The organism is Bacillus cereus group sp. MYBK101-2 (assembly GCF_051918845.1).
GTDB classification, from domain to species: Bacteria; Bacillota; Bacilli; order Bacillales; family Bacillaceae_G; genus Bacillus_A; species Bacillus_A paranthracis.
In genome coordinates, this window is record NZ_JBQAIE010000021.1 from 1 (window position 1) to 22,097 (window position 22,097).

Below are 22,097 nucleotides of genomic sequence, written 5' to 3' on the forward strand. Positions count from 1 at the left end.
ATAGATTTAAATTCTTACGTGTTAAATTTTTTAATACTAAGTGTTAAATTTTTTAATACTGCCTTCCAGTGTTAAATTTTTTAATACTGTAGTCTGTTGAAAACCTATGGAAAAGTAGTGTTAAAATTTTTAATGCTTGTGGATAACTAGTGTTAAATTTTTTAATGCTAGTGTTAAAATTTTTAATACTAGTGTTAAGATTTTTAATGCTGGTAGTGTTAAATTTTTTAATACTGGTTACTAACAGAAAATCCACAGAGGATATTATTGATACGAGGTATAGCACAAGACGTACAACGCAAAAAAAAAAAGACGAGGGTTAAACCCCCGCCTCGATTTCGTTCTCATGTGTTTTATATGAAATTGTAACTTCGCCTAACGTATCCGCTACGCATTCTTTGATTATATCGTCATAGTGTCCTTGCACCCATTCACGTTGGAAGTTCATAGGGAATGACGCTATCAATTCTTTTGTTTGTCGGTTAAACGTAAACACTGCGTGACCAAGCCATGTATCGTAAGAAGGTTTTGAAACACGTTCTCTTAATGCTTGTTGTAGATTAACGTGACATTCTACATCTTCCGTTTCCATCGTACCTAACTTGATTGCCTGGTATCTACGTATTTGCTCCGTTGTTGGTTCTTTTTTCTCTTTGCTACCGAATCGTTCAGAAGTAGATAATGCTTTTTTAATTTCAGCTTGCGATTTTAATTCACTGTTATCGCTCAACATAATTCCTTTTAGGTTACTTACGAATTTATCATGTTCTTCACGTAATTTTTTAGGTAACTGGTTTACTTGTTCCGCACTAAGGAACGGTATGTATCGTCTAATGATGAATAATGGTGAAGCGTCCTTTTTCGTATCCTCGTTCTTTCTATAGATACGAGCAATGAAACTATTCGCTTCCAGGATGTCCATGTATTTATTTAAAGTAGGACGAGACGTTTGCATCTTTAAACATATCTGATCGATCTCCGGGAAACAATGTCGTTTGTGTCCGTAAGCGTATCGTTCTAAGTGTATGAACGCCATCACCGCTGAATGGCCCATAATAGCGCCCCAGTAATCTAAGAAATAGTTGTGAGTTAACGTAAAGTCTTTTCCGTTTGATGGGACTAGTGAACCTGTAACATCTAAGTTTAGTTCGTCAACTACGTTAAATGGTATCTTTCTATCTTCTAATACCTTTTTAACCTGTAAAACTTCATTTACCTTATCCTCTTTGCCTTTTCGTTTAACTACTTGTGACCTAGTGCTCCCCGTATCTATTTTACGGTAATGGATATACCCCTCCGGCTTGTACCCTTCATCTGATAACTTTGATACTTGCTCGTTCATATAATATCTCTCCTCTGCGTGTTGTATTACCTTGCTTCAACACACGTAGAAAAGGGTTGTATGTAATTTGTTTTCCGTGATATACTAAGAACAAATAAAGCCTTATTTTAGCAAATTAGGAGTTACCGCTCCTAACATATTACATACAGAAGCCTTTTCTGTGTGTCGCCGGAAGACGCCTGGACTGCCAATCCATTAGGGCGTCTTTTTTAATGCTTTCTTGTCTTAATTCTACATCTTTCCAGGTATTCTGACAAGAAGATTCGGAAACTGCTATGCGTTATTCGACTGCTCCGTACAACGCTTCCAGCTGCTCCTCCGTAAGATGCTTCTTTACGTTTTCGATATCGCTAAGATAGATTTTTAACGCCTCGTTAATGATATGTGTTTTTGTACCACGTTTACCGACGTCTTTAATACTTTCAATGAATGTTTTTAGTTCACGTTCAATGTAGACCGTATCCCGATCATACATATCGTCGAAGGACATCTTTCTTTTTGGCTTTGGTAGGCTAACTGGTGGAACGAATGAACCGGGTTCAGACGCTTTATTACTAACTGCCGCTTCCGCTGCTGCTTTTGCCGCCTCATTATCTAGACGATTACTGCTACTCATACGAAACAACTCCTTAATTTGTTTTGCGTTCATCTTACCATAGTTTGTGAACGCTACACAATGTAACCGATACGTAGACGTAAAGAGACTCGCAAATACGTAATGCGAGTCAAAAGATACGTTATGTATATCTGATTATAGTAAATACAGTTTATTAGTATTTTATTTTATATGTAATTCTATATATTCTCTTAAAAATATATTAAGCACTATTCCCTATTCTTTTTTATCTGTTCATATAACTTAGAGTCATCGTCTTCATCATCGAAAATGCCTATTTCGTTAAGTGCGTGTTCACGCCCGTGTAACATTCCAAGAATAAACGCTTGTCTACTAGTTAACTTTATTGATTCGCTAGGGTCTAAATTATCAAATATTTTTGCTGCTATATTAGATACAATTTCTATTTCCGTACTGCTAAGTTTCTCTAGTCTCATCACCAGTGCTCCCTTTTATCTATTTTTAGAATACTTTACACATATAATATGCCATTCCTACGCCCTTCTCAAACATAGTATATACGACATGTAGGACGTGGTCAATATCCTAAAACTTTATAAAAAGAAAAATATTCCATAATCGACAATGGTTCCTAGAGACGTTAAACAGCTATATTACAGCGTTTTCTTAGCTTTTTGCGTACGTAAATAGTCGATAATTGCGTTAAATTTTTCCTCGATTACCACAAGTTCATCATTTTTATCGTAACCAAGGAACCAAACGGCTTCTATTTCGTATCCCATCGTGTACATCGATTCAGAAACTTGGTGCGGATCCATACGGAAAATTTCGTCACCTAATTCAGAATGCAACACGTTTGCGGCTTCCTTTACGTGGTCTGCAACACTAATTGTAACCATACCTAGACCTCCCCTATTGAAATTTATAAGTAATTATACGTTTGTCCTCTGCCTTTTTCAACACGGCTTGGAACGTGCTATGGCGGCATTACAAACGGGGCCTGTTACGGCCCTATAACGTTAAATTCACAGTCAATTCGAAATCATATTTTACGTACTCAACACCTAACTCATGATTTTTAATAACGATATCTTTGTATGCGGCATTAAACTTCTCTTTTGTTTCAAAGGTAAACTCCTCTATGACATCTCTACCTAATTTTGGTGAATTGTAAGTTATAATTAATTTATACATTCGTAATCCTCCTGGTTTTTTTATAAAATATTTTCTTCTACTGCTTCGAAAAACTCTGTTGGACTGCTACACTTTGGGCATTTATGCACTGTTGGTTTACCTGCGTCCCAAATTATGTAGCCGCACTCTTCGTTTTCACACACATATTCGTTTAGCATGTTGATACCCTCCTATCACGTTATTTAAGCTGTATGTTTATACAAAATCTACGTATACGATACGTACACGTAGATGTTATTCTGTCAGTGTGTACGGATCAATACGATTGGCGTTCGGGAAGTTATGATTCGTTGTTTCTTCCCTGTTACGTTGTTCCTCATGAGGCGTTAGGCGTACCGGGTCTTGCTGTTTAGATTCCTTTGGTGTTTTAGGCGTCTCTTGCTTCGCTGTGGACGTCTTGTGCTGTTTAGGTACATTATCTTTGTTATCGTCGACGGCCCCTGTCCCTGCGTCGTCTGAGCTGCCATCAAACGTAACATCGCCACTATTCAATTTCTTCTTTTTCTCTTCTTCTTTCTTCTCCTGTTTTTCTTTCTCTTTCACCGCTTTTTGTTCTGCTTTTTCCTTATCTTTTGCTGCTTTCTGTTCCGCTTTATCCTGTGCTTTTGCTTTCGCTTTTGCTTCAGCTTCTGCTTTTTTATCTACAGGTTTACTTGCTTCTTTGATGGAGGCTATCAATTCCCGGTTATAGTGTTTTGCTTCTTCGGCATTTATCTTGTCCGCACGGTCCTTTACGTCCTTTGCGTGTTGGTCCAGTTTGTTGTTGTTGGCGTCCACGATTTTCTGTAGCTCGGCGTCACTCATATCGCTAACTAATCGTTCCTTTTTGTGCTGGTCAACCTTTTGTACGACGGGTGGTTTAGTATCCTGCTTTTGCATTTCTTCTGCTGTATCCGGTGTACCAAATAACGTTTTACCTAGTAGGTAAGCGCCACCTAAAAAACCAAAGAATACACCTATCTTACCGTTTGATTGTTCCATGATTACAGCCTCCAATATTTGTGATATCAAAATCGTACTACATGACGTACACTTTTGTCTATAGGATTTCCATAAGTTTATCGAACAACTTGCGGCGTCTACGAGGTGCCGTGTTAATCATCTTAAACATTACCTCCAGGAGTAGAACGTCTTCTTCCAGTTCTTTACGTAAAGAATACGGCACACGCTTGGCTGTCTTGAACAATTCCAGTTCACAAGTTCCAATTGCATCCGCTAATTTCTTGATCAAGCCGTCTTCCGGTAATTTAAGCCCACGCTCGATTTCACTAAGATATTTTGCGCTAACGCCTACTGCTTCACTTAAACGACTTATCGTATATGAAGTCCTGCTCAAGCGCTCCCTACGTAATAACTGACCGAATTCTATACGAATTTGTTCTAACTCCTCTTGACGTTCACGACGTTCAACAATACTGTGTTTTTCCCCTACTAACATTTTGCACGTCTCCCCTTTAATATAATTTCACGTACTACAATAGTAATATAATTTCGAAGTAATGGTTTGTAAGGCGTTTCTACGAAGAAACTTACATTGCTAGGTCGATAGTGTGTGGTAATCTACCAACTCTACTGTATAAAATACCTTGCTTATATAGTTTTTGAATTGCTGATACGACTGTTTTGTATAAGTCGTCTGCTATGTTTGGTACGTTTTCCCACGATAATTGTTTTTGTATCACTGGACGATACGTAACGTTGTCCTGCGAATCAACTAAACGACAAGTAACTAATCCCATATTGTTCTTCTCCAGGTCCAAATGCCAGCGTTCACATTGCGATGCCCATACGACTATTACCATTATTCTTCACCTTCCTTAAATTCATCGATTTCGTTAGATTCGTCAATTAAATCTAGCTGTAAAACTTCATCACCAAAATCAGCTACATAACCAAACTCTGTTTCTTCGTGACGTACCGCATGTTTCGCAATTAGTTCTTCTAATTCTTCACGGAATGACTTTTGTGGTGCTGGTTTTACTGGAGTTTTCGTAAATAACCATACCGGCGTCCTAGCATCTATAAAGCCTCTTGTACGGTTAAAACCTGCTTCTTCGTCGTACCAATCAACCCACATACCACGGTTATCGTTATAGTTATGAATACCGACTACTCTTCCGTACTGTGTGCCGTTTAAGTTGAAGCTGATAATGTCGCCTCTTTGAATCGTTTTTATTGGTACGATTGACTGATTATCAAATACAGCTACTAATACGGTTTCTTCCGGATCAATACTAACTGTATCGCTTTCTTCGTCTGCTAAACGTTTGAACCAAATATCTGAGCCAGTAACCGAGCCGTGCTCTGCGTTTGTAACTTTTGCAATGCCTGGAGTTGTAGGAATGATAATAACATCGTTTATCGTAACTTCGTTTGCTGGCTTTCTTGCGAATAGCCCGTTTTCTACCGCTATTTGTAATTGGTCTGTTTTCATTTTGCTTACGCTCCTTTTTTCCTCTTTATCTGTTTTTGTTTTTTCATTCTCGAAGTCAACAAGCGCTTCTTGTAGTTCTTCTTTGCTGTACTCCGCTGATACTGTAGACGCTGCACGAATGTTGCCGTTGAAGCCAGTTACATACCACTTAACGATACGGAACGATTCTAGCTGCTTCCCTTCTTCTTTCGTTACGATATCTACCATGCGTTTTGCGATGTCTAATTTACGCATAAAGTAACCTCCTATTTTTATATTTGTGGATGCTCCACTGACGCCGTAGTGATCCGGCGTTTCGTCCCTGGTAGGACTCGTCAGAGTGGCTATTAATTGTAGTAACTTGGGATGGCGTCTTCGTACAATGTTTCTAAGCAATTTTGACTACAGAAGTGCTCCTTTGTGTCTTCGTAAGGTTTTGTATTTTCCGGTAAGTTGTTTAGACAAGCTGCACAACGTGTTTCTTCGACTACTTCACCGTTTAAAATACGTTCAGCTATTTTTACCAGGTTGTTTTTTGATGTTTTACGAATCCATTCGTCATCAGCGTTGTGTTCATGTTCTTCTGCGTATTCTTCCATCGTTTCCATGAAGCTTGTTGCGTCTTCTAGTTCTGCTGCTAACTTTCTAACTAAGCTGCGTAATTCGTTGTTTTGGTGCTCCGTATCTAAGGTAGTGGCCCATTTTTCGTAATCTAGCTCGTATTTACCTTGGAACATGTCCCCGTGACGGTTATATGCATGAGTAATTAATTTGTGGTCGTATAGTTCCGTGTAGCTACAACTAATTTCCATCGTGCGGCCTTTGTAGAAAACAAGCTCGATATTGTTACGTACTACGTAGTAATCACAAGTTAATAGCTGCGCTTGTACGCTTTGCGGCAGTTCGCTCCAATTCTTGATTTTTGTTGGTAGTTCGCTTGCTGGTTTATCAAAGCTAATAATCGTTGTCATATGTAACTCCTACTTTCGTTTGTAATTTGTGGCTAATAGCTCCCACAGACGTCTCTCGACGTTTCGACCGGTTGCTATCCGGTTCTCTTCAGTGTGGTTTACTCTTCATCTTCATCCTTGTAGCACATTAAGATTGCATCGTGACAATCGTAACCTTCGTCACAAAGCTTTACGTATTTTACAAACGCTTGACCTTGGTTGCCAATCTCGTCGTCAGTACCTTTTCTTTCTTCAATCCATGCCTTGATGTTTTCTAAAAGTTTTTCTGTATCGAAGTGGTGCGTTGCCTCTTCCATGATGTCAAAGTCTTCGCTGTACGCACAGTACACTGTCATTTCACCAGTTTTCTTGTCTATGTCTAGACGGAAAAGGTCTTGTTCACAGTCGCTTTCTTCTATTAAGATGTCTTCCGCAGTTACGAATTCGTACCCTACAAAATCCATTTCCTGGTGGTCTAACAAAAAGTTAACTCTTACAATTTCTGATACAAAGCTTTCTTCTACCGCTACTGTCGTGTTTTTCATAATAAATCTCCTCCAAATTGTTATATTCGTTTTTTAAATCCGACCCGTAGGCCGTTTTGTAACTATTAAGTTTTAGATGTAGCAGCGCTTATTTACGAAGTACACGCTGTCTGCTTGGCTAATGATTTCGCCGTTAGCCGTGGAATTGAATTTTTCGTGAGTGTAAGGGTTGTAGTAAATTTCATTTGTTAGCTGATCAGGACAGACTAGGTCCGCAGCTTCGAAGTAACCTGTTACCCAGGCATGAACTCTTTTACGTTGTGTAACCAGGATTTTTTGTCTTCCGGATTCACCTACGTGGAACTTTGCTTGACTAATTAATACGTTTTCAGCGTAAGCAACTACTAAGCCCGACTTTGCGTCGACTATGCTAAAGCGCCCTTGCTGGTTTAAGTTAACGTATACTTTTACTTTTTGGCCTTGAACTAACGACCGGTCTTTTACGATTTCTAGCACGTTTACTCCTCCTAGTTGTTATTTGTGGTACTATCCACAGACGCCTAACGGCGTTTCGCTGTCACTACAGCTCATCAGTGTGGTTAACTTACTGGTACGTACATGTCGTAGGCTAAATTGGAGTGGAAGCTGATGCTAATTTCGTAGCACTCTTTGCCGTTGATGATGAATTTTTTTGGTGACACCCAACAGCTAGGCGTTAAGATGCTGTATTCTCTCGCCATTGTTTCTTGGCTTACATTATCTTTCCAACCGTTATTGTTTACAGCGTCCCAAGCGTAGTCATCAGTCATGCTGTAAGCACATTTTATTTTTTCGAACTCTCCACGCTCGATGGCTTTTCTTACTGTATCTTGGCGAACTGTTGCGACTGTTGCGACTCCTCTTTTTTCCCTTGCCTTTGTTAACGCTTTTTCGATTGATTGACGAATTTTCATAACTAACTACCTCCTAAAATTCAATCGTGGTTATTGACTGCCACATACGAGCCGTAGCGACTCGTTTCGTCCGGGCGTCATCCGGACTCATCAGTGTGGATATTAGTTGAAGTAAGTAAAAGCGAATGAGTAGATATAAACGATTAAGTAACCGAAAGCTATCATTGCAGCAGCTACTAGCGTTTCTTTGAAACCTTGTTTTAAGCGTAATTGTTTGAACATGTGAACATCTCCCCTTGTTTACGTTTCGTCTACGTATACGTAAATTTTAGTGTAAAGAAAACTTAACGTCGTTTTGACTATCCCAACAGAAACGGCATTCGTGACATTTGTAAGTAGGTTTGCAGTGGAATGTTTTCCCCTTTTCTTCCATGCCGTCCATGATTGCACGAGGTAGTTCGTCGACTACGTTTTTAACTAAGCGTGGGTTTGTATCTTCCCATACTGATACACGGATCATGAGATTCTCCGGGCAGTTGCTGAAATCTAACCAGCCGCTTTTCGTGTAAGCTAGGAACTTAATACCTGGGAAACGTCTAGCTATTTCTTTCCATTGGTCCAGGTAACGTTGATTGTAAAAGTCGCCGCTTTCATGGATACGGAAGTATTTGAACTTAGATGTTTTACGACGACTATTAAGTTCACCGTTTAACCAGTTTGTAATGATTTCTACGAAGTCCGCATGCCAAGTAAGTAAGTCGTTGTGTTCCCACGCTTTTTTAGCGGATGGATACGCAAGGTAAGCTTTCTTTGCATAGCAGCTTTTCTTACATGCAGCTGTTGCACCTGGGCATGTTTTCAATGGAGGTAAAGACCAAATGAACGTGTCTTTCACCTTCATATTGCCTGTGCTGATTTTTGGTTGTGTATTTTCTAGTAACATCATATGTAACTCTCCTTTTGGTTTATAATACTTTTCGAATCATAACTAAGATTGCATCGCATAACTCGTGAGCGCTTGCTAACTTTTCCTTTGACGGATGAGTAACAAGGCCCGTTTCCGGGTTTCTACGACTGCTAATTAATGAACGTCGGAACAGGTTTAAAGCGAACATTGCGTTTTCTTTTGCCTGGTCGCCGTTACGGATTGCACGAGCTACAGCGATGTAACCCATTGAATCGTAAATATCAGCTAACTTGTTAATTGTTACTTGCTTGTTCTCCATTTTTTCACCTTCTTTCTTGTGGCTGTTTTGTATCCACAGACGCCGTTCGGCGTTTCGTCGTCGTTACGACTCTTCAGTGTGGCTAATTGTGAACGTTGGTTTGTGAACGATGTAGAACGAACTATATAACTAGTTCGAAACGTAGTTCACCGTGATGTGCTTTGTAGTATTCCACCGTTTTATGTAGGTGACGACTTTTGATGTCTTCCAATCGAAAAACCGTCGTTGTAATAATGTCGTGGCCTTTTGCCTGGAATACGTACACCTTTGCAATACCGTGGTTTTTTAGGTAGTTGCGTAACTGCTTTTCATTCATCGTAAACACTCCTAATAAGTATTTGCTACGTTGTCATTTGTAGCTATCGACTAACGTTTGTATCGTTGGCCCATAGCTAGAAACGACCGCTTGACTAAAAATCTACAGACTGGTTGTGCGGTCTGATCAAGCGTCTTTTTCCTAGCGTAAAAGTTTGGAGTTGTTACTAGCTTTGCTTACCGGCTTATCATCATCGCAACTATTTTTGTAGTCGCTCCGTCCATGCATCTTGTGGTCATGGATACCATACCGCCTAGCGTCGTTGCATACTGTAAAGCGTATGCTCTGCCCGGTACGTCGTTTGCCCATTCAGCGTATTAAATTATCAATGTGCTATTTTTGTTAACCGTGAATTCATAAACACGGCTACTCACGTTCGGAGCGTTTCACAACAGCCTACTTGCTTTCAATTGTTTTACCCGTGTTACCTAGTGGGTAATGTTACTTTTCGAAAAACGTTTGTTGTACGTCTTGTCGATGTAATCAATTTATCATCGATTGTACGTCTTGTAAAACACTTTTTTAAAAAGTTTTTTTTTACCGTCGAGAACGTTGTTCGAAAAGCTTTGCTGAAGGAATAACCTTCGCTGTTGCTTTTTCGTTTGCGTCCCTTTCGGTGATTTAAATATATCATCGTACGACAAGACGTGCAACACTTTTTTAAAAGTTTTTTTTGCGTGAATGGAGTACAAGACGTTCAATCCCTTGTGGCAGTAAGGCCGAACGAGAAAAAGTTTTTTTACGAAAAGACTTGCAAGCGGTTTTTATACGGGAACAAACGATTTTTAAAAGAATTACGATCCAAACGGAACATTTTCCCGGCGATCGCTTTTATCGATTTTTTTATTTTCACTTTTTTGGCAGACGGTGGGAACATATGAGAACGTATGACATCGACCTTTTGTTTTCCCTATAATGAAGAAACGTTATCTATTTTAACGTGTTTATACGTCTTAAAGCGTTGGTATTATTGGGTTCAAGCGTGTTTATATGTATGGTTTCGTATGAGGACGTAAAAAGACAGTAAAACGTTAGGTGTAATGGGCCGGGACATCGTACACGCTCCAAACCTCGGGGCCTCACTGTCCACCAGGTAGGACGACACGCAGCGAGACAGACGACGGGCACCAGGTAGACGGCCGGGAAGGACAGAGCGTCCACAAACCCGAGGGCCGAACGGTGAACGGATGGGAACAACTGGGAAGAAAAGGGAACGGCGTACACAAACCGTTCGGTATGTGAACGTTATAGGAAGGAAAAAGAAGGCATAAGCGCTACAAACCGCATAAGGACGGGCCTTGAACCACTATACGAGCGCACCGACGCCGGGCCACCCGAGCACAAGAGCCGACCGACACCGCAAGAACACTACGCCTGGTGTAACGCACACATTCTCGTCAAAATTACGAACCTCGACGACTGGGAACGAATGGAAGCGAATGGAAACGGATGGGTGCCACCCCTGCTGCAGATGACGGATCAGTGCAATAACGTATGCCGCAAAAAATTTTTTAAAAAAAATTTACGAAACCTCGAAGGATAAATTGAAAAACTTTTGGATATACGTATACACTCGGAAAAATAGTACGGGTGAATACGTTAAGCGAGGTATATACATATGAAATTGTTTGAGTATAAGAAGACGAAAGACGGAGAAACAAATATCGTAATCGGCGGCATCGCAACAATCGTGCTATCGGTGTTTATTGGAATAGCGGTAATGAATCACCCGGAGTATTTAGTCGACACGGTCGTACATCTGAAAGGTTTACTGAAGTAGTAGCAACACTCGTTGGTGGACGTCGGGAACGTCTTCTGACGAGTTTCTTCCTATTATATAGTCGTATACTAATCCGATGGCAACGACAACACGACAAATTTGGCGGTATCATACACTAGCAACACGACAAAAATGGCGTATGCGTCAGAAATGGCAACACGACAAAATTGGCAGGTCAAATCCGGCGGCAACGTACAGGACGAAAAATCCGGACGGCAGAAAAACGAAAAAAGTTTTAAAAATTTTTTGCTACTGTAAACGTTGATATAACAGGCTTTTTAGCAAATTTATTAAAAAAAATTAAAAAAGTTTCAATTTCTTGCCGTCCAAAATGCTGTTTCATTGTATTTATTAGTGAGGGGGGTTAAACGTATAACGTATAAACGTTTTAATCGTTTGTTTTAAACGTAAAACGTTATAAAAGATTTAAATAATATTTTTAATATTATTTGCGTCTTTAAGGATAACTCCGTTTCTTACAACTGAATAGTATACCGATTAGTAAAAAAGATATTAGCGTCAATAGTGACGTTTTAGTCGGTATACGTATGTACGTTTAGGCCCGATATATTCGGTAGTCTAAATAATTAAAAGAACGTTACTTGTTCCGAGGAGGCCGACGATTATTCGTGGGTCGGATTCGGAGGGGGTAGCGTTTTTATTGTGAGGATGCGAGTTTGACCGTAATCTCGCCGAGTAAACAAAGGCGGTCACTAAAATACAGAACTTACCACGCTTGCTGATTAATCGGCAGCGGACCAGGTGAGTCTTTTTTATGTCCGGGTTAGCCAAGAGGCAAGGCGCTGCACGACGTCGATAAAAAAGAGCAGAAATCGTGGGTTCGAATCCCACATCCGGCACCACATGGACGCTATGTCCACCTAATTTTAGACGGTTGTAGAGCGTGAGGTTACGAAACGTGACCTCTCCTCTCTTTTTATATACGTCTACAGCGAATCTGAGCCGGTTGTAAACCGAGAATTCTCAGAACAAACCATAGAAAGGTAGTAGAGAGAGTGCCATTTGGCGCTCTTTTTCGCTTAAAAAACAATTAAGGAGGTCATTAGAATGGCAAAAGAAATCGATTATACCAAGTTTTCAAAGGAACAATTAGAAGCTGCACGTTTAATGACCGATTTTTCTAGTAAGATGACGAACAAAGAGATCGCCGAGGCGGTTGGTATCTCTGAACGACAATTCTACCGCTGGAAAGAGGATCGTGAGTTCCTGGATCTAGTAAACGACCTGTCGGATAAATACATGGATGCGAATACACCTCAAATCTATCGTCAACTTATGAAGGCAGTAAACGGAGGATCGGTTAAAGCTATTGAATTAGCGTTGAAACGTGCTGGTAAACTTGTTGAACGACGTGAAGTTGTTTCTGAAGTTGACCTTGAAGTAACTGGTTTAGACGGTAAAACGAACGACCAGCTGCTTGAGGAGATTGCAAAATTGGAGAAGGCAGCACTCCAGGAAGGTTCGGATGACTAATGAAGTCGGCTGAACGCCTGGAGCGCATCTCCCTATTAAAGCGTCATGCGGAACTGTTGAAAGTGGAGTTCGGGAAGAAGCCGGAAGCGGCGGTTAATTACTACAATGTCTTACAGGAAATCACGAAATTACAACGTATTGAAGCTGGTTTCCAAGATATTATGGTGTTCGCTAAGAACTACTTCACAGGTGACCCACCGCATGACCTTTTAAAAGCGGATACGCCATCACCAAAGTTTCACTACGAATTAGCAAGACACTTACGTGACACGGTTATGGATCCTTGGGAGCAAAAAACGGCAATAGCGGCTCCCCGATCACATGCAAAATCGACTATCGTAACGAATATCTTCCCTATTTGGTGTACTGTCTACGTTGAGGATGTAGAAGAACGCTATTGGGTAATCATTGGGGACAAGCAAGATAACGCCCGTAAGTTCTTAGACGTAATTAAGTCAGAACTGGAAGATAACGATTTGTTGAAAGCGGATTTCGGAAACCTAAAAGGTAGCACATGGAATTCTCTTGAAATTATCACAGCTAACCAAGTTAAAATCTCTGCACACGGTGCTGGAGAAGGTTTACGTGGTCTGCGTTACGGTTCATTTCGTCCATCAGTAATCATGGATGATATTGAGTCGGACGACAGCTGTAGTACACCGGATCGTATCGCAAAAATGATGGACTGGTTATTACGTACAGTAATGCCACTGGGTGACCCGAAGAAGTCGAAATTCTTCTTAGTCGGTACGATTATCCACTATAACTCGGTTCTTTCACAGATTATCAATAACTTTGCGGAATGGCAGCCGTTCAAATTTAGAGCGATTGAGGAATTTCCGGAAAGAATGGATCTTTGGAACAAGTGGGAAGAAATGTACCACAACCGAGATGAAGGTGATAATCCGATGGAAGCTGCACGACTCGCTCGTAAGAAAGCGATGGAGTTCTACGAAGAAAATCGTGAGGAAATGCACCGTGGAGCGGTTGTATTATGGCCGGAGCGTTTAGATTTACTTGCATTGATGGAGAAACGAGCAACGAACCGTCTTGCATTCAACAGTGAATATCAAAACGAACCTCTTGACGAAAACTCTCGTATCTTTCATAAGATTTGGTATTACGAGCCGGAAGATATTAATTTGGATGAATTAGATGTATTTGGAGCGTGTGACCCGTCACTTGGTAAAACAAAACGAGCTGATCCGTCGGTTATCCTTACGCTTGGTAGACACCGTAAGACAGGTATTATGTACGTTCTAGATGTCGATATCAAACGTCGTAACCCGGATACAATCATCCAGGACATCTTCCGTAAAGCAGAAATGTTCGACTACGTGATGTTCAATATTGAAACAATCGCCTTCCAACAATTCTTTAAAGATGAAGTTGTGAAGCGTTCTGCGGAACAAGGTATCTACTTACCTATTAAAGAGTACAAATCGACCGTGAAGAAAGAGGTTCGTATTTCAGCAATTGAGCCACTTATGACGAATGGACAAGTTCGTATATTGGCGACACAACGTGAGCTGGAAGAACAACTTATCTATTTCCCAAAAGGAAAGAACGATGACGCCATCGATGCTTTAAATATGGCGATTGCTCTTGCTAAAGGGAAAGGTAGTCAGCTTATTTTTGGTAGAGTTTAAAAAGTTTCTAGTAGAAACGTTACAACAGCCAAAATGGGTCGGATTTAATAGTGAAGGGAGGTTATAACAGTGAAGTTAGTAAACAGGCTGAGTGCAGCGTTTAACGCTTTTAGAGGAAAGGCGCCGCAAGGTAATCACGTAGATAATCCTTTTTTCTACGGATATTCAACAAACGGCCGCTCGGTACAAGCACAAAAGGTTAATCCGCAACAGTTACGAACCTTTTCGGAGACAGCCATCCCAAGACGTGCAATCAGTTATATCCGTGACCAAGTCGCAAAGCTTGAGTGGGATATTACTCCAGTCGAAGGAAAGAAACTTACAGCTGCACAGAAGAAGCAAGTTGATGTTGCGAAGAACGTACTCAATAAGCCAAACAGTGACGACAGCTGGAATACCTTCGTAGGTCAGTTGGTTGAAGATATGCTTGTAGTTGGTCTTGGCGCAGCTGAGATTAAGCAATGGAACGGAAACGAAAGGAACCCGTACTTGCTATATCCAATGGATGCTACTAGTGTACAAATCTACTTAGACTGGAACGGTTCACCGACAATGCGTAGATACGCTCAAGTGGACCAACGTGGACAAGTGATCGATTTCACGCCAAACGAAATGATGGTATGGAAGCACATTCCACGTACGAATACGCCATTCGGCCTTAGTCCTTTAGAAGCTGCATTCCAACAAATAAAGTATCTGCTTGATGCTCAAGCTTATGCAGGACAAACAGCTTCAACAGCAACGCCTAAAAAGCTTCTGTACATGGGACAAGAAATTACTGATACACAGCTCAAAGAGTTCCGTCAGTATTTCAAGGATGAGATCGAAGGGCGCTCAACGATTCCGATCGTCGGTGGAACAGACGCAGTACATTCCGTTGAGTTAGGCCAAACCAGTGATAACGCATTGTTCTTACAATGGCAGAGCTTCTTAATCGCCGTAATTGCGAATGCATTCGGATTAGATGCTATGAAATTCAACGCATTTACAGGAATTAACCGTTCTACTGGAGACACGTTAGATGACGTTTCAGATGAAGGTGCGATTCGACCGATGGCTCACGCTATCGAGCAGCACATGAACCAATTCCTGGCGTTAATGGGACTGGAAGATGTAGCTTGCTTTAAGTTCCGATTTACTACTAGTTTCTCAGATCGTAAGAGTTTATCAGTTATCCATCAAATCTATGGGCAATTAGATGTACTTACTATTAACGAGATTCGTAGTGAAATGGGAAAACCACCGCTACAGAAAGATCCCGAAACGGGAATTTCAAAAGGCGATTATACGTTGTCTGAGTATCGTGCGAAATACGGAGCACAAATGAATCCGTTGGCACAGGAAGAAGACAGTCCGGTTAAAACGGAGTCGGATAATCAGCCAGGCTTGGGTGACACCGGCCATGAAGCAACAAACAACGGCGTTGATGGCGCCCATAAGTTGAATGAAAAATCTATGAATAAACGCTCAGACAGTAGTTTAGAAGCGAACTAAAGAGGTGAAGAAAATGGAAGACGAATTAACGGTTGCCGAGGGCCGAGACGAAAGTGCTCAAGGCGATACATTAACGTTACAAGCAGCAACTGGTTTTACATTTGGTGAATTAGAACATCCAAATAAGATGCCGTTTTCCGGTGTGTTAACATTCCTGGGTGTTCCGTCTGACGCTCCTCCTGGTGGTGCTAAAGGTCGTAAGGTATTAATTCCGGTCGACGTTGGTACAGAAGCATTGGCTTCATTACAGGGGATGGCAATTAATTATGTGCCCGATTCGATGGACGGTCATAATCCTCAACAAAAAATTGGCGTGATTGAGGCGGCAAGTCTCGGTGATCCGCAAGCTAACGGAGCAGTTCCGGTACGAATTGAGGGTTATATCTACGCAAGCGACTTTCAAGAAGCTGCGGAGAAGATTAAACGTTATCAAGACTTCCTTGGTTTTTCGTACGAAACAGCGAGAACAAAGCTTGTCGACGGAGAATACGAGGGAGAATCGGTTGCAATAGTCGCTAGTCTAGGACATTTCACAGGAGCGTCTGTTCTTTGGAAAGACAGTGCTGCTTACCGAAATACATCTCTTGCAGCTGCTGCTGAAGAAGAAAAGGAGGAAAATAATTTGGATTTTGAAAAGTTACTAGCTGCCGCAGTTAAGGAAATCAAGACTTACGTCGATGAGAAACTAGAAGCTGCGAAAACGGAAGAAACAGTTGAGGTGACCGAAGAGGTCGTTGAAGAAACTGTTACTGAAGAAGTCGAGGAAACGGTTGAAGAAACTGTTGAGACTGTTGAAGAAGTAGTAGAAACGGTTGAGGAAACAACTGTTACTGAAGGCGAAGAAGAGTTAAACGCTGCTGCGTTAAAAGCAGAATTGGATGCTGTAAAAGCTGAACTTGCTGAAGTGAAAAACGAAGCGTCTATTCAAGCGGCTGCTCGTAAATCTGTTGCTTACCCTACTACGTTAATGGCGAAGTACGCTATTAATGAAGAAGACGAAGAGTCTAAGATCATGGCTTCAATCGATGCTCGTACTGATTTATCAGTCGAAGAACGTATGGCGTTGAAAATCGAAGCTCGTGACAAAGCGAACAAAAAATAATAATCGTTTAGTTACGTATACGTATACGAAACGTAAATAAAAAAACTAAAACAAACATTGGAGGAATTTAATTAATGTCTACAAATTTAAATGCACAATTCACAGATTTAAGCGCTGCTACACAATTCTATAGCGGTGGTATTGAAATTGATATGTTCCAAACTGAAATCACGGACTTAGTTCGTCGTGCTGGTGTCCTTGGACAACGTATTCAGTACGTACCAGCAACAGGTTCTATCTCGAATTTCTTCGAGCAAACAACAATTAGCGAAGGTCAGTTCTCTGATCCACGTAACATTGCTGCTACAAGCACGATCCCAACTCGTGTTCAGAAGTCAGTAATGGTTAAAGCAATCACAAACCGTGTGGACTACGGTCTATTCGAAATGGAAACTGTAGGTCAACAAGGCGTGTTCGCACAGCTTAAAGCGAAAGACTTGAGCGACATGGTTCAAGGTATGCTTCGTCTTCGTGATAAAGGTTTATGGACAGGTACTGACGTAGTTGCTGGTGCTCAAACAGGTAACGGAACTACTACACAGTACGTTGGCTTATTAAAACAGATTACGAAGTCTGCAACAATTGCGAAGGATGCTTCTATCGTTGACGGTTTACGTACAGAGGTTGCGAAGCTTATGGCTGATCCTAACTTTGAGTTACGTCCAACAGCAATCTACATCAATCCTTTAGCTCTTGATTACCTTGAGCAAGAAGTTAAGAACAGCAACAACGCAGTTAAGTTCGTTAGCACGGACATGGCAACAGTTGGTGCAGGTATCTCTGTAGCTGGTTTACAAACTGCTGCTGGTTTACTACCAATCATTCCGGAACCGTTCTTACCTGTTGATGCTTCAATCAATGGTGTTGCGGCTGCTGGCGCTGGGTTACACAACTACCCATTCGCAATCGTAACTGAGGACTTAATCGAGTTCCACTACGTAGGATCTAAGGCTCCTCGTGTATTCCAATTAGGTACACAAGCGAACCTTCAAGAAAACTACGTGGGTGTAATGTTCGGTGCTCCAGTTGCAAAAGCTGCTTCACAAGCTCACGTTGTTGGTGCAATCGTACGAGCATAGTAGTTTAAACGAACGTTTGATTAGTAGTTAAAAGGGATGCCTTCGGGTGTCCCAACTATTTCTCTGTAAGGGGTGAAAATAAATGGTAAGAGCTAAAAAAGATGCTGAAGAACAGGTAGTTGAAGCTGAAGAAACTGAAAAACCAGTTGAAAAGTCGGCTAAAGCGTCTGACGAAAAGTTGGTTGAGGTGGAGTACGCTGAGGGTGCATTTACTGCGTCTGTTTACTTGGGACAACGTGCAGTACATTTTACTGACGGTAAAGCGTCGGTGGATGCAGAAACGGCAAAAGAACTTAAAAAGTTAAAGTTCGTGAAGTAGTCATGGATTACTTAGAACGAGCGGAGGCTTTGTTCAATCGGTATGTCGGACGCAAAGTTAAAGCGGAAAGATATAGCGAGCAGTTACGATACGACGGTGCAATGGGCGCCAAGCTTAGTCAGACGCCTGTTGTACGTATTGTTTCTGTTAAAGCAAAGACGTCAAATTGGGATTACAACGATTTCTTTGGTGACACCAAGTACATAGACATCGACCTGGGCCAAGTATCACTTGAGGCGAAAGATGAGGTAACACACATCACACTGCCGCCAACAATGTTTGGAACAGACTATTCCGATGTTGAAGTCGAGTATATAGCAGGACTTGAGGAGATTCCACAAGATGTAACAGCTGCTATTAAGGAGATTGCAAGTTTACTGCGTACGGGTCAAATTACCGAATGGAATTGCATTTTACCAGTTTCAATTATTGATGTAATTGATAAATACAGGAAGGAGGAAATCTGATGACTTTATATATTTCAGTAGCGGAGTTTAAGCAAGCACCGACAAGTATCGATTATACGACGTTGGATCAAGACAATTACGGAAATCAAGCGGCACAAGATGCGTCGTTATTAAACGTGCTCAGACGTGCAAGTTCCTGGGTAGACACGATTGTTCAGCAAGAAACATTAGAAGCGACGGTTAACACAGAATTGAAGGAAGTAAGAATGTCGAGAGACGGTCGTATCAATGTTCACGTTAACAACATACCGATTATTCAACTACAAAAAGTTGAGTACCGTACCTCACCACTTGAGCCGTTTAAAGAGGTTAACTTAACGGATATTGAAGTGAAAGACAGTTGGTTTACGATTTACGGCGTTCATTTAATGACTAGCCTTGAATCTAACATCTTTATCGGTAACCGCACACCGTACTACCGAAAATCAGATATACCAATCACAGTGCGCTACACATACGTAAACGGATGGACAAACACGATTCTTGCGGCAAATGTAGCTGCTAATTCTAAAGTTGTCACGTTAGCTGATCCGACGGGTCTTGTTCCTGGTCAACGATTGACTTTATACGATGGCCCGACACAAGAAACAGTGACGGTTGAATCTGTAGCTGGAAACAGCGTTACGTTGATGAATCCGTTACTATTCGACCATGCCAAGCTAACAACGATTTCTGCTATTCCGGATAACGTTAAACAGGCTACTCTTCTATTGGCTATGTATTTAATTAAAGAACGTGGTTCCCTTGCTGTTACGATGCAGGAATCACAAATTTCTACGATTAGTTACAACACCAAAAAATCCGATGACCTATCGGTTGCAAGAGAGCTGTTACAACCATATAAACGTGTGGTGACGAGCTGATGATTTCTATTCGATGGGAGCAATCAGCGCATAAACAAGTTGCTGAATTCAACGAGTTCCACTCCAAGTGGGATCACATGAACCGTGAGAGCGCCCAGCGCTTGGCTAAGATGGCTGAAGAATATTTTAAACCGATGTTAAATGTTCGTTCACATCGTACGGGCCAAACTGAGCGAAGTATTGAGCATAAAATCAAGCATGGTTCAGACGGTTTTGAAATTGAGTATCACGGTTTACTAAGTGCGCTGTATATGGATGAAGGGAACTTTCCGGCTGGGCAAACGTTACAAGCACCAAGGGGCGCCGCACAACGTGCCTTCCCTGTTGACTCTCGTTTCGGAAGCCCAGCGTTTTCTCCGACGATCCACGGGATGGGTAGTTTAACACCTGGCGCACCTACACATTGGTCAGAGAAAACGGTTGAGTATCTTGCTGAAGGTCCTGGTATTGACGTTCTTCTTCATGAAATGGACGCCTTCTTACGACAGGTGGTGATTACATGAATGAGAGAAAACTTGTTAAGAGCGTCGTTAAGAATGTACTGAAGACCACGGTAGGCGCTAAGAAAATTGTTGAGTATCGACCTAAGTTACTTCAGCAAACGGACTTTCCTAGTATCGTAATTACTATCCCGAAAGCACGAGAAGAACGCTATTCTGCTTCAGCGCCGTACGGAAAGAAGATTATTAAATACACAGTTAGTCTAGAGGTTACTGGTGTAGATGTGTCACCCGATGGTGCTGGCCAGCTACAATTTGATGATTTCCTTGATGCCATTGATGTGGAGTTACGTAAGGATCCGACGTTTGGTGGGAAAGTTCTTTCTGCCGGTGTTGAGTATATCCAAACGAATACTACTGCACCACAGTTGTTGAACGGCCAAACAGTCGGTTTACTAGCGATTAAGCAATTTGATGTATCGATATTAACTACGGGCTAACAGGAGGGCTAAATGAAGAAGAAAGTTAAGTACACAGGGGATGAACCAGTATTGCTGCCGACATTACACGTCGAGGTGGAACCAGGCGATGTGATCGAGGTACCAAAAGATTTTTACAACGTTAATTTCGTTGATGTGAAAGAGAAGAAAACGAAGGAGGAGATTGAATAATGGCAAAAATGTCCGCATTGGGCTATTTCGGGTTAGGTAAAGAAACAACATTCGGAACAGCCGTTGCACCAGCAGTTTACATTCCTTACGACTCTATTAAAGTCGAGGAAGACATCAAAAAAGTAACAGATGAGGGACGACGTGGTATTTTATCGAAATCATTCGGTGTGTACAATACAACACGTCAAAGTAAGGTAGAGTTCGGTATGCCAGCTTATCCGGATTTAATCGGTCATCTATTACTTGGAATTCTAGGTAAGGATACTGTTACTGGTGCGGCTGCACCGTACACACATAAGTTCCAGGTGTTAGACGCACTTGCACCGACATTCACGGCATCAGACTACAATACAGTAACTGAGCGTCGTTATGCTGGGGCTGTATTAGACGAGCTTGACTTCAAATTCGATTCTGACACGGCTGTAAAAGTAACAGCAAAAATGAAATCGAAGGCTTCTGCAGTAGCTACGAAGTCAACACCAACAATCACAGTTGCGAAACCTTTTTTAGGCTTCACATCGACGCTTACGTTAGGCGGTACAGTTGATGCTGATTTACTGGGTGGTGAGGTTTCAATCAAACGTGATAACCAGCTTATCTTTGCTGGGAATAACACGCAGGACCCGACTCGTTATATTACGGGCCGTATTGAAGCGACAGGTAAGTTAACGATGGACTTCGATAACGAAGATGATTTAAATGCTTACTTAAATGGTACGCAACAAGCGGTGAAAATCTTGTTCACTTTAGATGCGAATACGTCTCTTGAGTTCTCGTTCGGGAAAGTCGATATTACAAAAGTAACTGTCGATCGTTCACAAGAGTACATTCGTGCAGACATGAGCTTCAAAGCGTTATACAACGCAACAGACGCAGGTATGGTAACAGTTACGCTGAAAAATGCAGTAGCTACTTACTAATCTAGCAATTTAGTACGGGGTACGTATACGTGGCGTATCCCTACTTATTAATCACGTAAACAACCAAACTAAAAAAAACTATAAAACTATTGGAGGAATTTAAAAATGAGAATTGAGTTTACAGCAGAATTAGGAGAAGGACAATTTATCGAAATTAAGGACCCAAAACGTATGTCTTGGGGAAAACAAAAGGCAATCGCAAAAGCGTTCAAAGACGAGTCAATGGATTCTAACTTAGACGTTGCAGAACGAGTGTTAATCGCTTTAGCGAAAGCTGGCCATATCTTAGATGAGGACAATGTACCGGTTAACTTCCCTATTACGGAAGAAAACATTGATAAGGTACCAGCTGTTGTTATCGAAAAGGTAGCGCAAAAATTCGGTGAGCTTAAAGCTGAGGCTACACCAAAAAACTAATTGATC

31 protein-coding genes are annotated in these 22,097 nt (G+C 41.3%); 14 read left to right on the top strand and 17 right to left on the bottom strand.

Annotated features, from left to right (window positions below; translation table 11 throughout):
* Positions 1-319: 319 nt before the first annotated feature.
* The 17 genes from ACTFSI_RS25470 to ACTFSI_RS25550 all read right to left on the bottom strand — a co-directional run bounded on the left by ACTFSI_RS25470 (position 320) and on the right by ACTFSI_RS25550 (position 9,396).
* Complete coding sequence (locus ACTFSI_RS25470) at positions 320-1,342, bottom strand: DnaA N-terminal domain-containing protein (protein WP_168411458.1); 1,023 nt, start codon at positions 1,340-1,342, stop codon at positions 320-322.
* Positions 1,343-1,622: 280 nt separating this feature from the next.
* Positions 1,623-1,958 (bottom strand): hypothetical protein, encoded by a 336-nt coding sequence (locus ACTFSI_RS25475; protein ID WP_440045731.1) that lies wholly within the window; start codon positions 1,956-1,958, stop codon positions 1,623-1,625.
* 209 nt (positions 1,959-2,167) lie between these two features.
* The gene (locus tag ACTFSI_RS25480) at positions 2,168-2,398 is read right to left on the bottom strand and encodes a hypothetical protein (protein WP_168411456.1); all 231 of its coding nucleotides are present in this window, start codon (positions 2,396-2,398) and stop codon (positions 2,168-2,170) included.
* A 174-nt stretch (positions 2,399-2,572) separates the two neighbouring features.
* Positions 2,573-2,818, bottom strand: a complete 246-nt coding sequence (locus ACTFSI_RS25485) for a hypothetical protein (protein ID WP_168411455.1) — start codon at positions 2,816-2,818, stop codon at positions 2,573-2,575.
* A 112-nt stretch (positions 2,819-2,930) separates the two neighbouring features.
* Positions 2,931-3,113 (bottom strand): hypothetical protein, encoded by a 183-nt coding sequence (locus ACTFSI_RS25490; protein WP_438877688.1) that lies wholly within the window; start codon positions 3,111-3,113, stop codon positions 2,931-2,933.
* A gap of 20 nt (positions 3,114-3,133) precedes the next feature.
* The gene (locus ACTFSI_RS25495; RefSeq protein WP_168411453.1) at positions 3,134-3,271 is read right to left on the bottom strand and encodes a hypothetical protein; all 138 of its coding nucleotides are present in this window, start codon (positions 3,269-3,271) and stop codon (positions 3,134-3,136) included.
* Between the two features lie 76 nt (positions 3,272-3,347).
* A complete protein-coding gene (locus ACTFSI_RS25500; RefSeq protein ID WP_440045732.1) occupies positions 3,348-4,094 on the bottom strand; it encodes a hypothetical protein in 747 nt (248 codons plus the stop codon).
* 58 nt (positions 4,095-4,152) lie between these two features.
* Positions 4,153-4,551, bottom strand: coding sequence for a helix-turn-helix domain-containing protein (locus ACTFSI_RS25505; RefSeq protein ID WP_168411451.1), 399 nt, complete (start codon positions 4,549-4,551; stop codon positions 4,153-4,155).
* Between the two features lie 91 nt (positions 4,552-4,642).
* Positions 4,643-4,915 carry a hypothetical protein gene (locus ACTFSI_RS25510; RefSeq protein ID WP_168411450.1) on the bottom strand — a complete coding sequence of 91 codons (273 nt, stop codon included), beginning with the start codon at positions 4,913-4,915 and terminating at the stop codon, positions 4,643-4,645.
* Positions 4,915-5,781, bottom strand: a complete 867-nt coding sequence (locus ACTFSI_RS25515) for a hypothetical protein (protein ID WP_168411449.1) — start codon at positions 5,779-5,781, stop codon at positions 4,915-4,917. The genes ACTFSI_RS25510 and ACTFSI_RS25515 overlap by 1 nt, the downstream gene beginning before the upstream one ends.
* A gap of 92 nt (positions 5,782-5,873) precedes the next feature.
* A complete protein-coding gene (locus ACTFSI_RS25520; protein WP_168411448.1) occupies positions 5,874-6,497 on the bottom strand; it encodes a hypothetical protein in 624 nt (207 codons plus the stop codon).
* 98 nt (positions 6,498-6,595) lie between these two features.
* Positions 6,596-7,021 (bottom strand): hypothetical protein, encoded by a 426-nt coding sequence (locus ACTFSI_RS25525; RefSeq protein ID WP_168411447.1) that lies wholly within the window; start codon positions 7,019-7,021, stop codon positions 6,596-6,598.
* Between the two features lie 72 nt (positions 7,022-7,093).
* Positions 7,094-7,477, bottom strand: a complete 384-nt coding sequence (locus ACTFSI_RS25530; protein WP_168411446.1) for a hypothetical protein — start codon at positions 7,475-7,477, stop codon at positions 7,094-7,096.
* Between the two features lie 83 nt (positions 7,478-7,560).
* On the bottom strand, positions 7,561-7,914 hold the full coding sequence (locus tag ACTFSI_RS25535; protein ID WP_168411445.1) for a hypothetical protein: 354 nt from the start codon (positions 7,912-7,914) through the stop codon (positions 7,561-7,563).
* A 268-nt stretch (positions 7,915-8,182) separates the two neighbouring features.
* Positions 8,183-8,800, bottom strand: coding sequence for a GP88 family protein (locus ACTFSI_RS25540; protein WP_440045733.1), 618 nt, complete (start codon positions 8,798-8,800; stop codon positions 8,183-8,185).
* Between the two features lie 19 nt (positions 8,801-8,819).
* Entirely contained in the window at positions 8,820-9,080 is a 261-nt protein-coding gene (locus ACTFSI_RS25545) for a hypothetical protein (RefSeq protein WP_168411443.1), read from the bottom strand.
* 121 nt (positions 9,081-9,201) lie between these two features.
* Positions 9,202-9,396, bottom strand: a complete 195-nt coding sequence (locus ACTFSI_RS25550; RefSeq protein ID WP_168419872.1) for a hypothetical protein — start codon at positions 9,394-9,396, stop codon at positions 9,202-9,204.
* A gap of 1,618 nt (positions 9,397-11,014) precedes the next feature.
* Between ACTFSI_RS25550 and ACTFSI_RS25555 the strand changes: the two genes are divergently transcribed.
* From ACTFSI_RS25555 to ACTFSI_RS25620, 14 genes are all read left to right on the top strand, one after another.
* Positions 11,015-11,176: a hypothetical protein gene (locus ACTFSI_RS25555; protein WP_168411368.1), complete on the top strand. Its 162-nt coding sequence runs from the start codon at positions 11,015-11,017 to the stop codon at positions 11,174-11,176.
* Positions 11,177-12,244: 1,068 nt separating this feature from the next.
* Positions 12,245-12,670, top strand: a complete 426-nt coding sequence (locus tag ACTFSI_RS25560) for a phBC6A51 family helix-turn-helix protein (protein ID WP_168411441.1) — start codon at positions 12,245-12,247, stop codon at positions 12,668-12,670.
* Positions 12,671-12,732: 62 nt separating this feature from the next.
* Positions 12,733-14,319, top strand: a complete 1,587-nt coding sequence (gene terL / locus ACTFSI_RS25565) for a phage terminase large subunit (RefSeq protein ID WP_168411440.1) — start codon at positions 12,733-12,735, stop codon at positions 14,317-14,319.
* 69 nt (positions 14,320-14,388) lie between these two features.
* Entirely contained in the window at positions 14,389-15,813 is a 1,425-nt protein-coding gene (locus tag ACTFSI_RS25570) for a phage portal protein (protein WP_168411439.1), read from the top strand.
* Between the two features lie 142 nt (positions 15,814-15,955).
* Positions 15,956-16,915 (top strand): hypothetical protein, encoded by a 960-nt coding sequence (locus tag ACTFSI_RS25575; protein ID WP_168419870.1) that lies wholly within the window; start codon positions 15,956-15,958, stop codon positions 16,913-16,915.
* Positions 16,916-16,989: 74 nt separating this feature from the next.
* A complete protein-coding gene (locus ACTFSI_RS25580) occupies positions 16,990-17,994 on the top strand; it encodes a hypothetical protein (RefSeq protein ID WP_168411437.1) in 1,005 nt (334 codons plus the stop codon).
* 82 nt (positions 17,995-18,076) lie between these two features.
* Positions 18,077-18,313: a hypothetical protein gene (locus ACTFSI_RS25585; protein WP_168411436.1), complete on the top strand. Its 237-nt coding sequence runs from the start codon at positions 18,077-18,079 to the stop codon at positions 18,311-18,313.
* Positions 18,314-18,315: 2 nt separating this feature from the next.
* The gene (locus ACTFSI_RS25590; RefSeq protein ID WP_168411435.1) at positions 18,316-18,780 is read left to right on the top strand and encodes a hypothetical protein; all 465 of its coding nucleotides are present in this window, start codon (positions 18,316-18,318) and stop codon (positions 18,778-18,780) included.
* A complete protein-coding gene (locus ACTFSI_RS25595; RefSeq protein ID WP_168411434.1) occupies positions 18,780-19,643 on the top strand; it encodes a hypothetical protein in 864 nt (287 codons plus the stop codon). The genes ACTFSI_RS25590 and ACTFSI_RS25595 overlap by 1 nt, the downstream gene beginning before the upstream one ends.
* A gap of 77 nt (positions 19,644-19,720) precedes the next feature.
* A complete protein-coding gene (locus ACTFSI_RS25600; RefSeq protein ID WP_168411433.1) occupies positions 19,721-20,146 on the top strand; it encodes a hypothetical protein in 426 nt (141 codons plus the stop codon).
* Positions 20,143-20,583: a hypothetical protein gene (locus tag ACTFSI_RS25605; protein ID WP_168411432.1), complete on the top strand. Its 441-nt coding sequence runs from the start codon at positions 20,143-20,145 to the stop codon at positions 20,581-20,583. Before ACTFSI_RS25600 ends, ACTFSI_RS25605 begins: the two co-directional genes overlap by 4 nt.
* A 12-nt stretch (positions 20,584-20,595) precedes the next feature.
* On the top strand, positions 20,596-20,754 hold the full coding sequence (locus ACTFSI_RS25610; RefSeq protein ID WP_168411431.1) for a hypothetical protein: 159 nt from the start codon (positions 20,596-20,598) through the stop codon (positions 20,752-20,754).
* Positions 20,754-21,674, top strand: coding sequence for a phage tail tube protein (locus ACTFSI_RS25615; protein WP_168411430.1), 921 nt, complete (start codon positions 20,754-20,756; stop codon positions 21,672-21,674). The genes ACTFSI_RS25610 and ACTFSI_RS25615 overlap by 1 nt, the downstream gene beginning before the upstream one ends.
* Before the next feature lie 105 nt (positions 21,675-21,779).
* A complete protein-coding gene (locus ACTFSI_RS25620) occupies positions 21,780-22,091 on the top strand; it encodes a hypothetical protein (protein ID WP_168411429.1) in 312 nt (103 codons plus the stop codon).
* Positions 22,092-22,097: the final 6 nt, after the last annotated feature.

Bases quoted from the DNA above. Each gene is read 5' to 3' on its own strand.
- ACTFSI_RS25470 (WP_168411458.1), bottom strand. From the start codon at position 1,342: ATGAACGAGCAAGTATCAAAGTTATCAGATGAAGGGTACAAGCCGGAG.
- ACTFSI_RS25475 (WP_440045731.1), bottom strand. From the start codon at position 1,958: ATGAGTAGCAGTAATCGTCTAGATAATGAGGCGGCAAAAGCAGCAGCG.
- ACTFSI_RS25485 (WP_168411455.1), bottom strand. From the start codon at position 2,818: ATGGTTACAATTAGTGTTGCAGACCACGTAAAGGAAGCCGCAAACGTG.
- ACTFSI_RS25490 (WP_438877688.1), bottom strand. From the start codon at position 3,113: ATGTATAAATTAATTATAACTTACAATTCACCAAAATTAGGTAGAGAT.
- ACTFSI_RS25495 (WP_168411453.1), bottom strand. From the start codon at position 3,271: ATGCTAAACGAATATGTGTGTGAAAACGAAGAGTGCGGCTACATAATT.
- ACTFSI_RS25500 (WP_440045732.1), bottom strand. From the start codon at position 4,094: ATGGAACAATCAAACGGTAAGATAGGTGTATTCTTTGGTTTTTTAGGT.
- ACTFSI_RS25505 (WP_168411451.1), bottom strand. From the start codon at position 4,551: ATGTTAGTAGGGGAAAAACACAGTATTGTTGAACGTCGTGAACGTCAA.
- ACTFSI_RS25510 (WP_168411450.1), bottom strand. From the start codon at position 4,915: ATGGTAATAGTCGTATGGGCATCGCAATGTGAACGCTGGCATTTGGAC.
- ACTFSI_RS25515 (WP_168411449.1), bottom strand. From the start codon at position 5,781: ATGCGTAAATTAGACATCGCAAAACGCATGGTAGATATCGTAACGAAA.
- ACTFSI_RS25520 (WP_168411448.1), bottom strand. From the start codon at position 6,497: ATGACAACGATTATTAGCTTTGATAAACCAGCAAGCGAACTACCAACA.
- ACTFSI_RS25525 (WP_168411447.1), bottom strand. From the start codon at position 7,021: ATGAAAAACACGACAGTAGCGGTAGAAGAAAGCTTTGTATCAGAAATT.
- ACTFSI_RS25535 (WP_168411445.1), bottom strand. From the start codon at position 7,914: ATGAAAATTCGTCAATCAATCGAAAAAGCGTTAACAAAGGCAAGGGAA.
- ACTFSI_RS25540 (WP_440045733.1), bottom strand. From the start codon at position 8,800: ATGATGTTACTAGAAAATACACAACCAAAAATCAGCACAGGCAATATG.
- ACTFSI_RS25545 (WP_168411443.1), bottom strand. From the start codon at position 9,080: ATGGAGAACAAGCAAGTAACAATTAACAAGTTAGCTGATATTTACGAT.
- ACTFSI_RS25550 (WP_168419872.1), bottom strand. From the start codon at position 9,396: ATGAATGAAAAGCAGTTACGCAACTACCTAAAAAACCACGGTATTGCA.
- ACTFSI_RS25555 (WP_168411368.1), top strand. From the start codon at position 11,015: ATGAAATTGTTTGAGTATAAGAAGACGAAAGACGGAGAAACAAATATC.
- ACTFSI_RS25560 (WP_168411441.1), top strand. From the start codon at position 12,245: ATGGCAAAAGAAATCGATTATACCAAGTTTTCAAAGGAACAATTAGAA.
- ACTFSI_RS25580 (WP_168411437.1), top strand. From the start codon at position 16,990: ATGTCTACAAATTTAAATGCACAATTCACAGATTTAAGCGCTGCTACA.
- ACTFSI_RS25585 (WP_168411436.1), top strand. From the start codon at position 18,077: ATGGTAAGAGCTAAAAAAGATGCTGAAGAACAGGTAGTTGAAGCTGAA.
- ACTFSI_RS25590 (WP_168411435.1), top strand. From the start codon at position 18,316: ATGGATTACTTAGAACGAGCGGAGGCTTTGTTCAATCGGTATGTCGGA.
- ACTFSI_RS25595 (WP_168411434.1), top strand. From the start codon at position 18,780: ATGACTTTATATATTTCAGTAGCGGAGTTTAAGCAAGCACCGACAAGT.
- ACTFSI_RS25600 (WP_168411433.1), top strand. From the start codon at position 19,721: ATGAACCGTGAGAGCGCCCAGCGCTTGGCTAAGATGGCTGAAGAATAT.
- ACTFSI_RS25605 (WP_168411432.1), top strand. From the start codon at position 20,143: ATGAATGAGAGAAAACTTGTTAAGAGCGTCGTTAAGAATGTACTGAAG.
- ACTFSI_RS25610 (WP_168411431.1), top strand. From the start codon at position 20,596: ATGAAGAAGAAAGTTAAGTACACAGGGGATGAACCAGTATTGCTGCCG.
- ACTFSI_RS25615 (WP_168411430.1), top strand. From the start codon at position 20,754: ATGGCAAAAATGTCCGCATTGGGCTATTTCGGGTTAGGTAAAGAAACA.
- ACTFSI_RS25620 (WP_168411429.1), top strand. From the start codon at position 21,780: ATGAGAATTGAGTTTACAGCAGAATTAGGAGAAGGACAATTTATCGAA.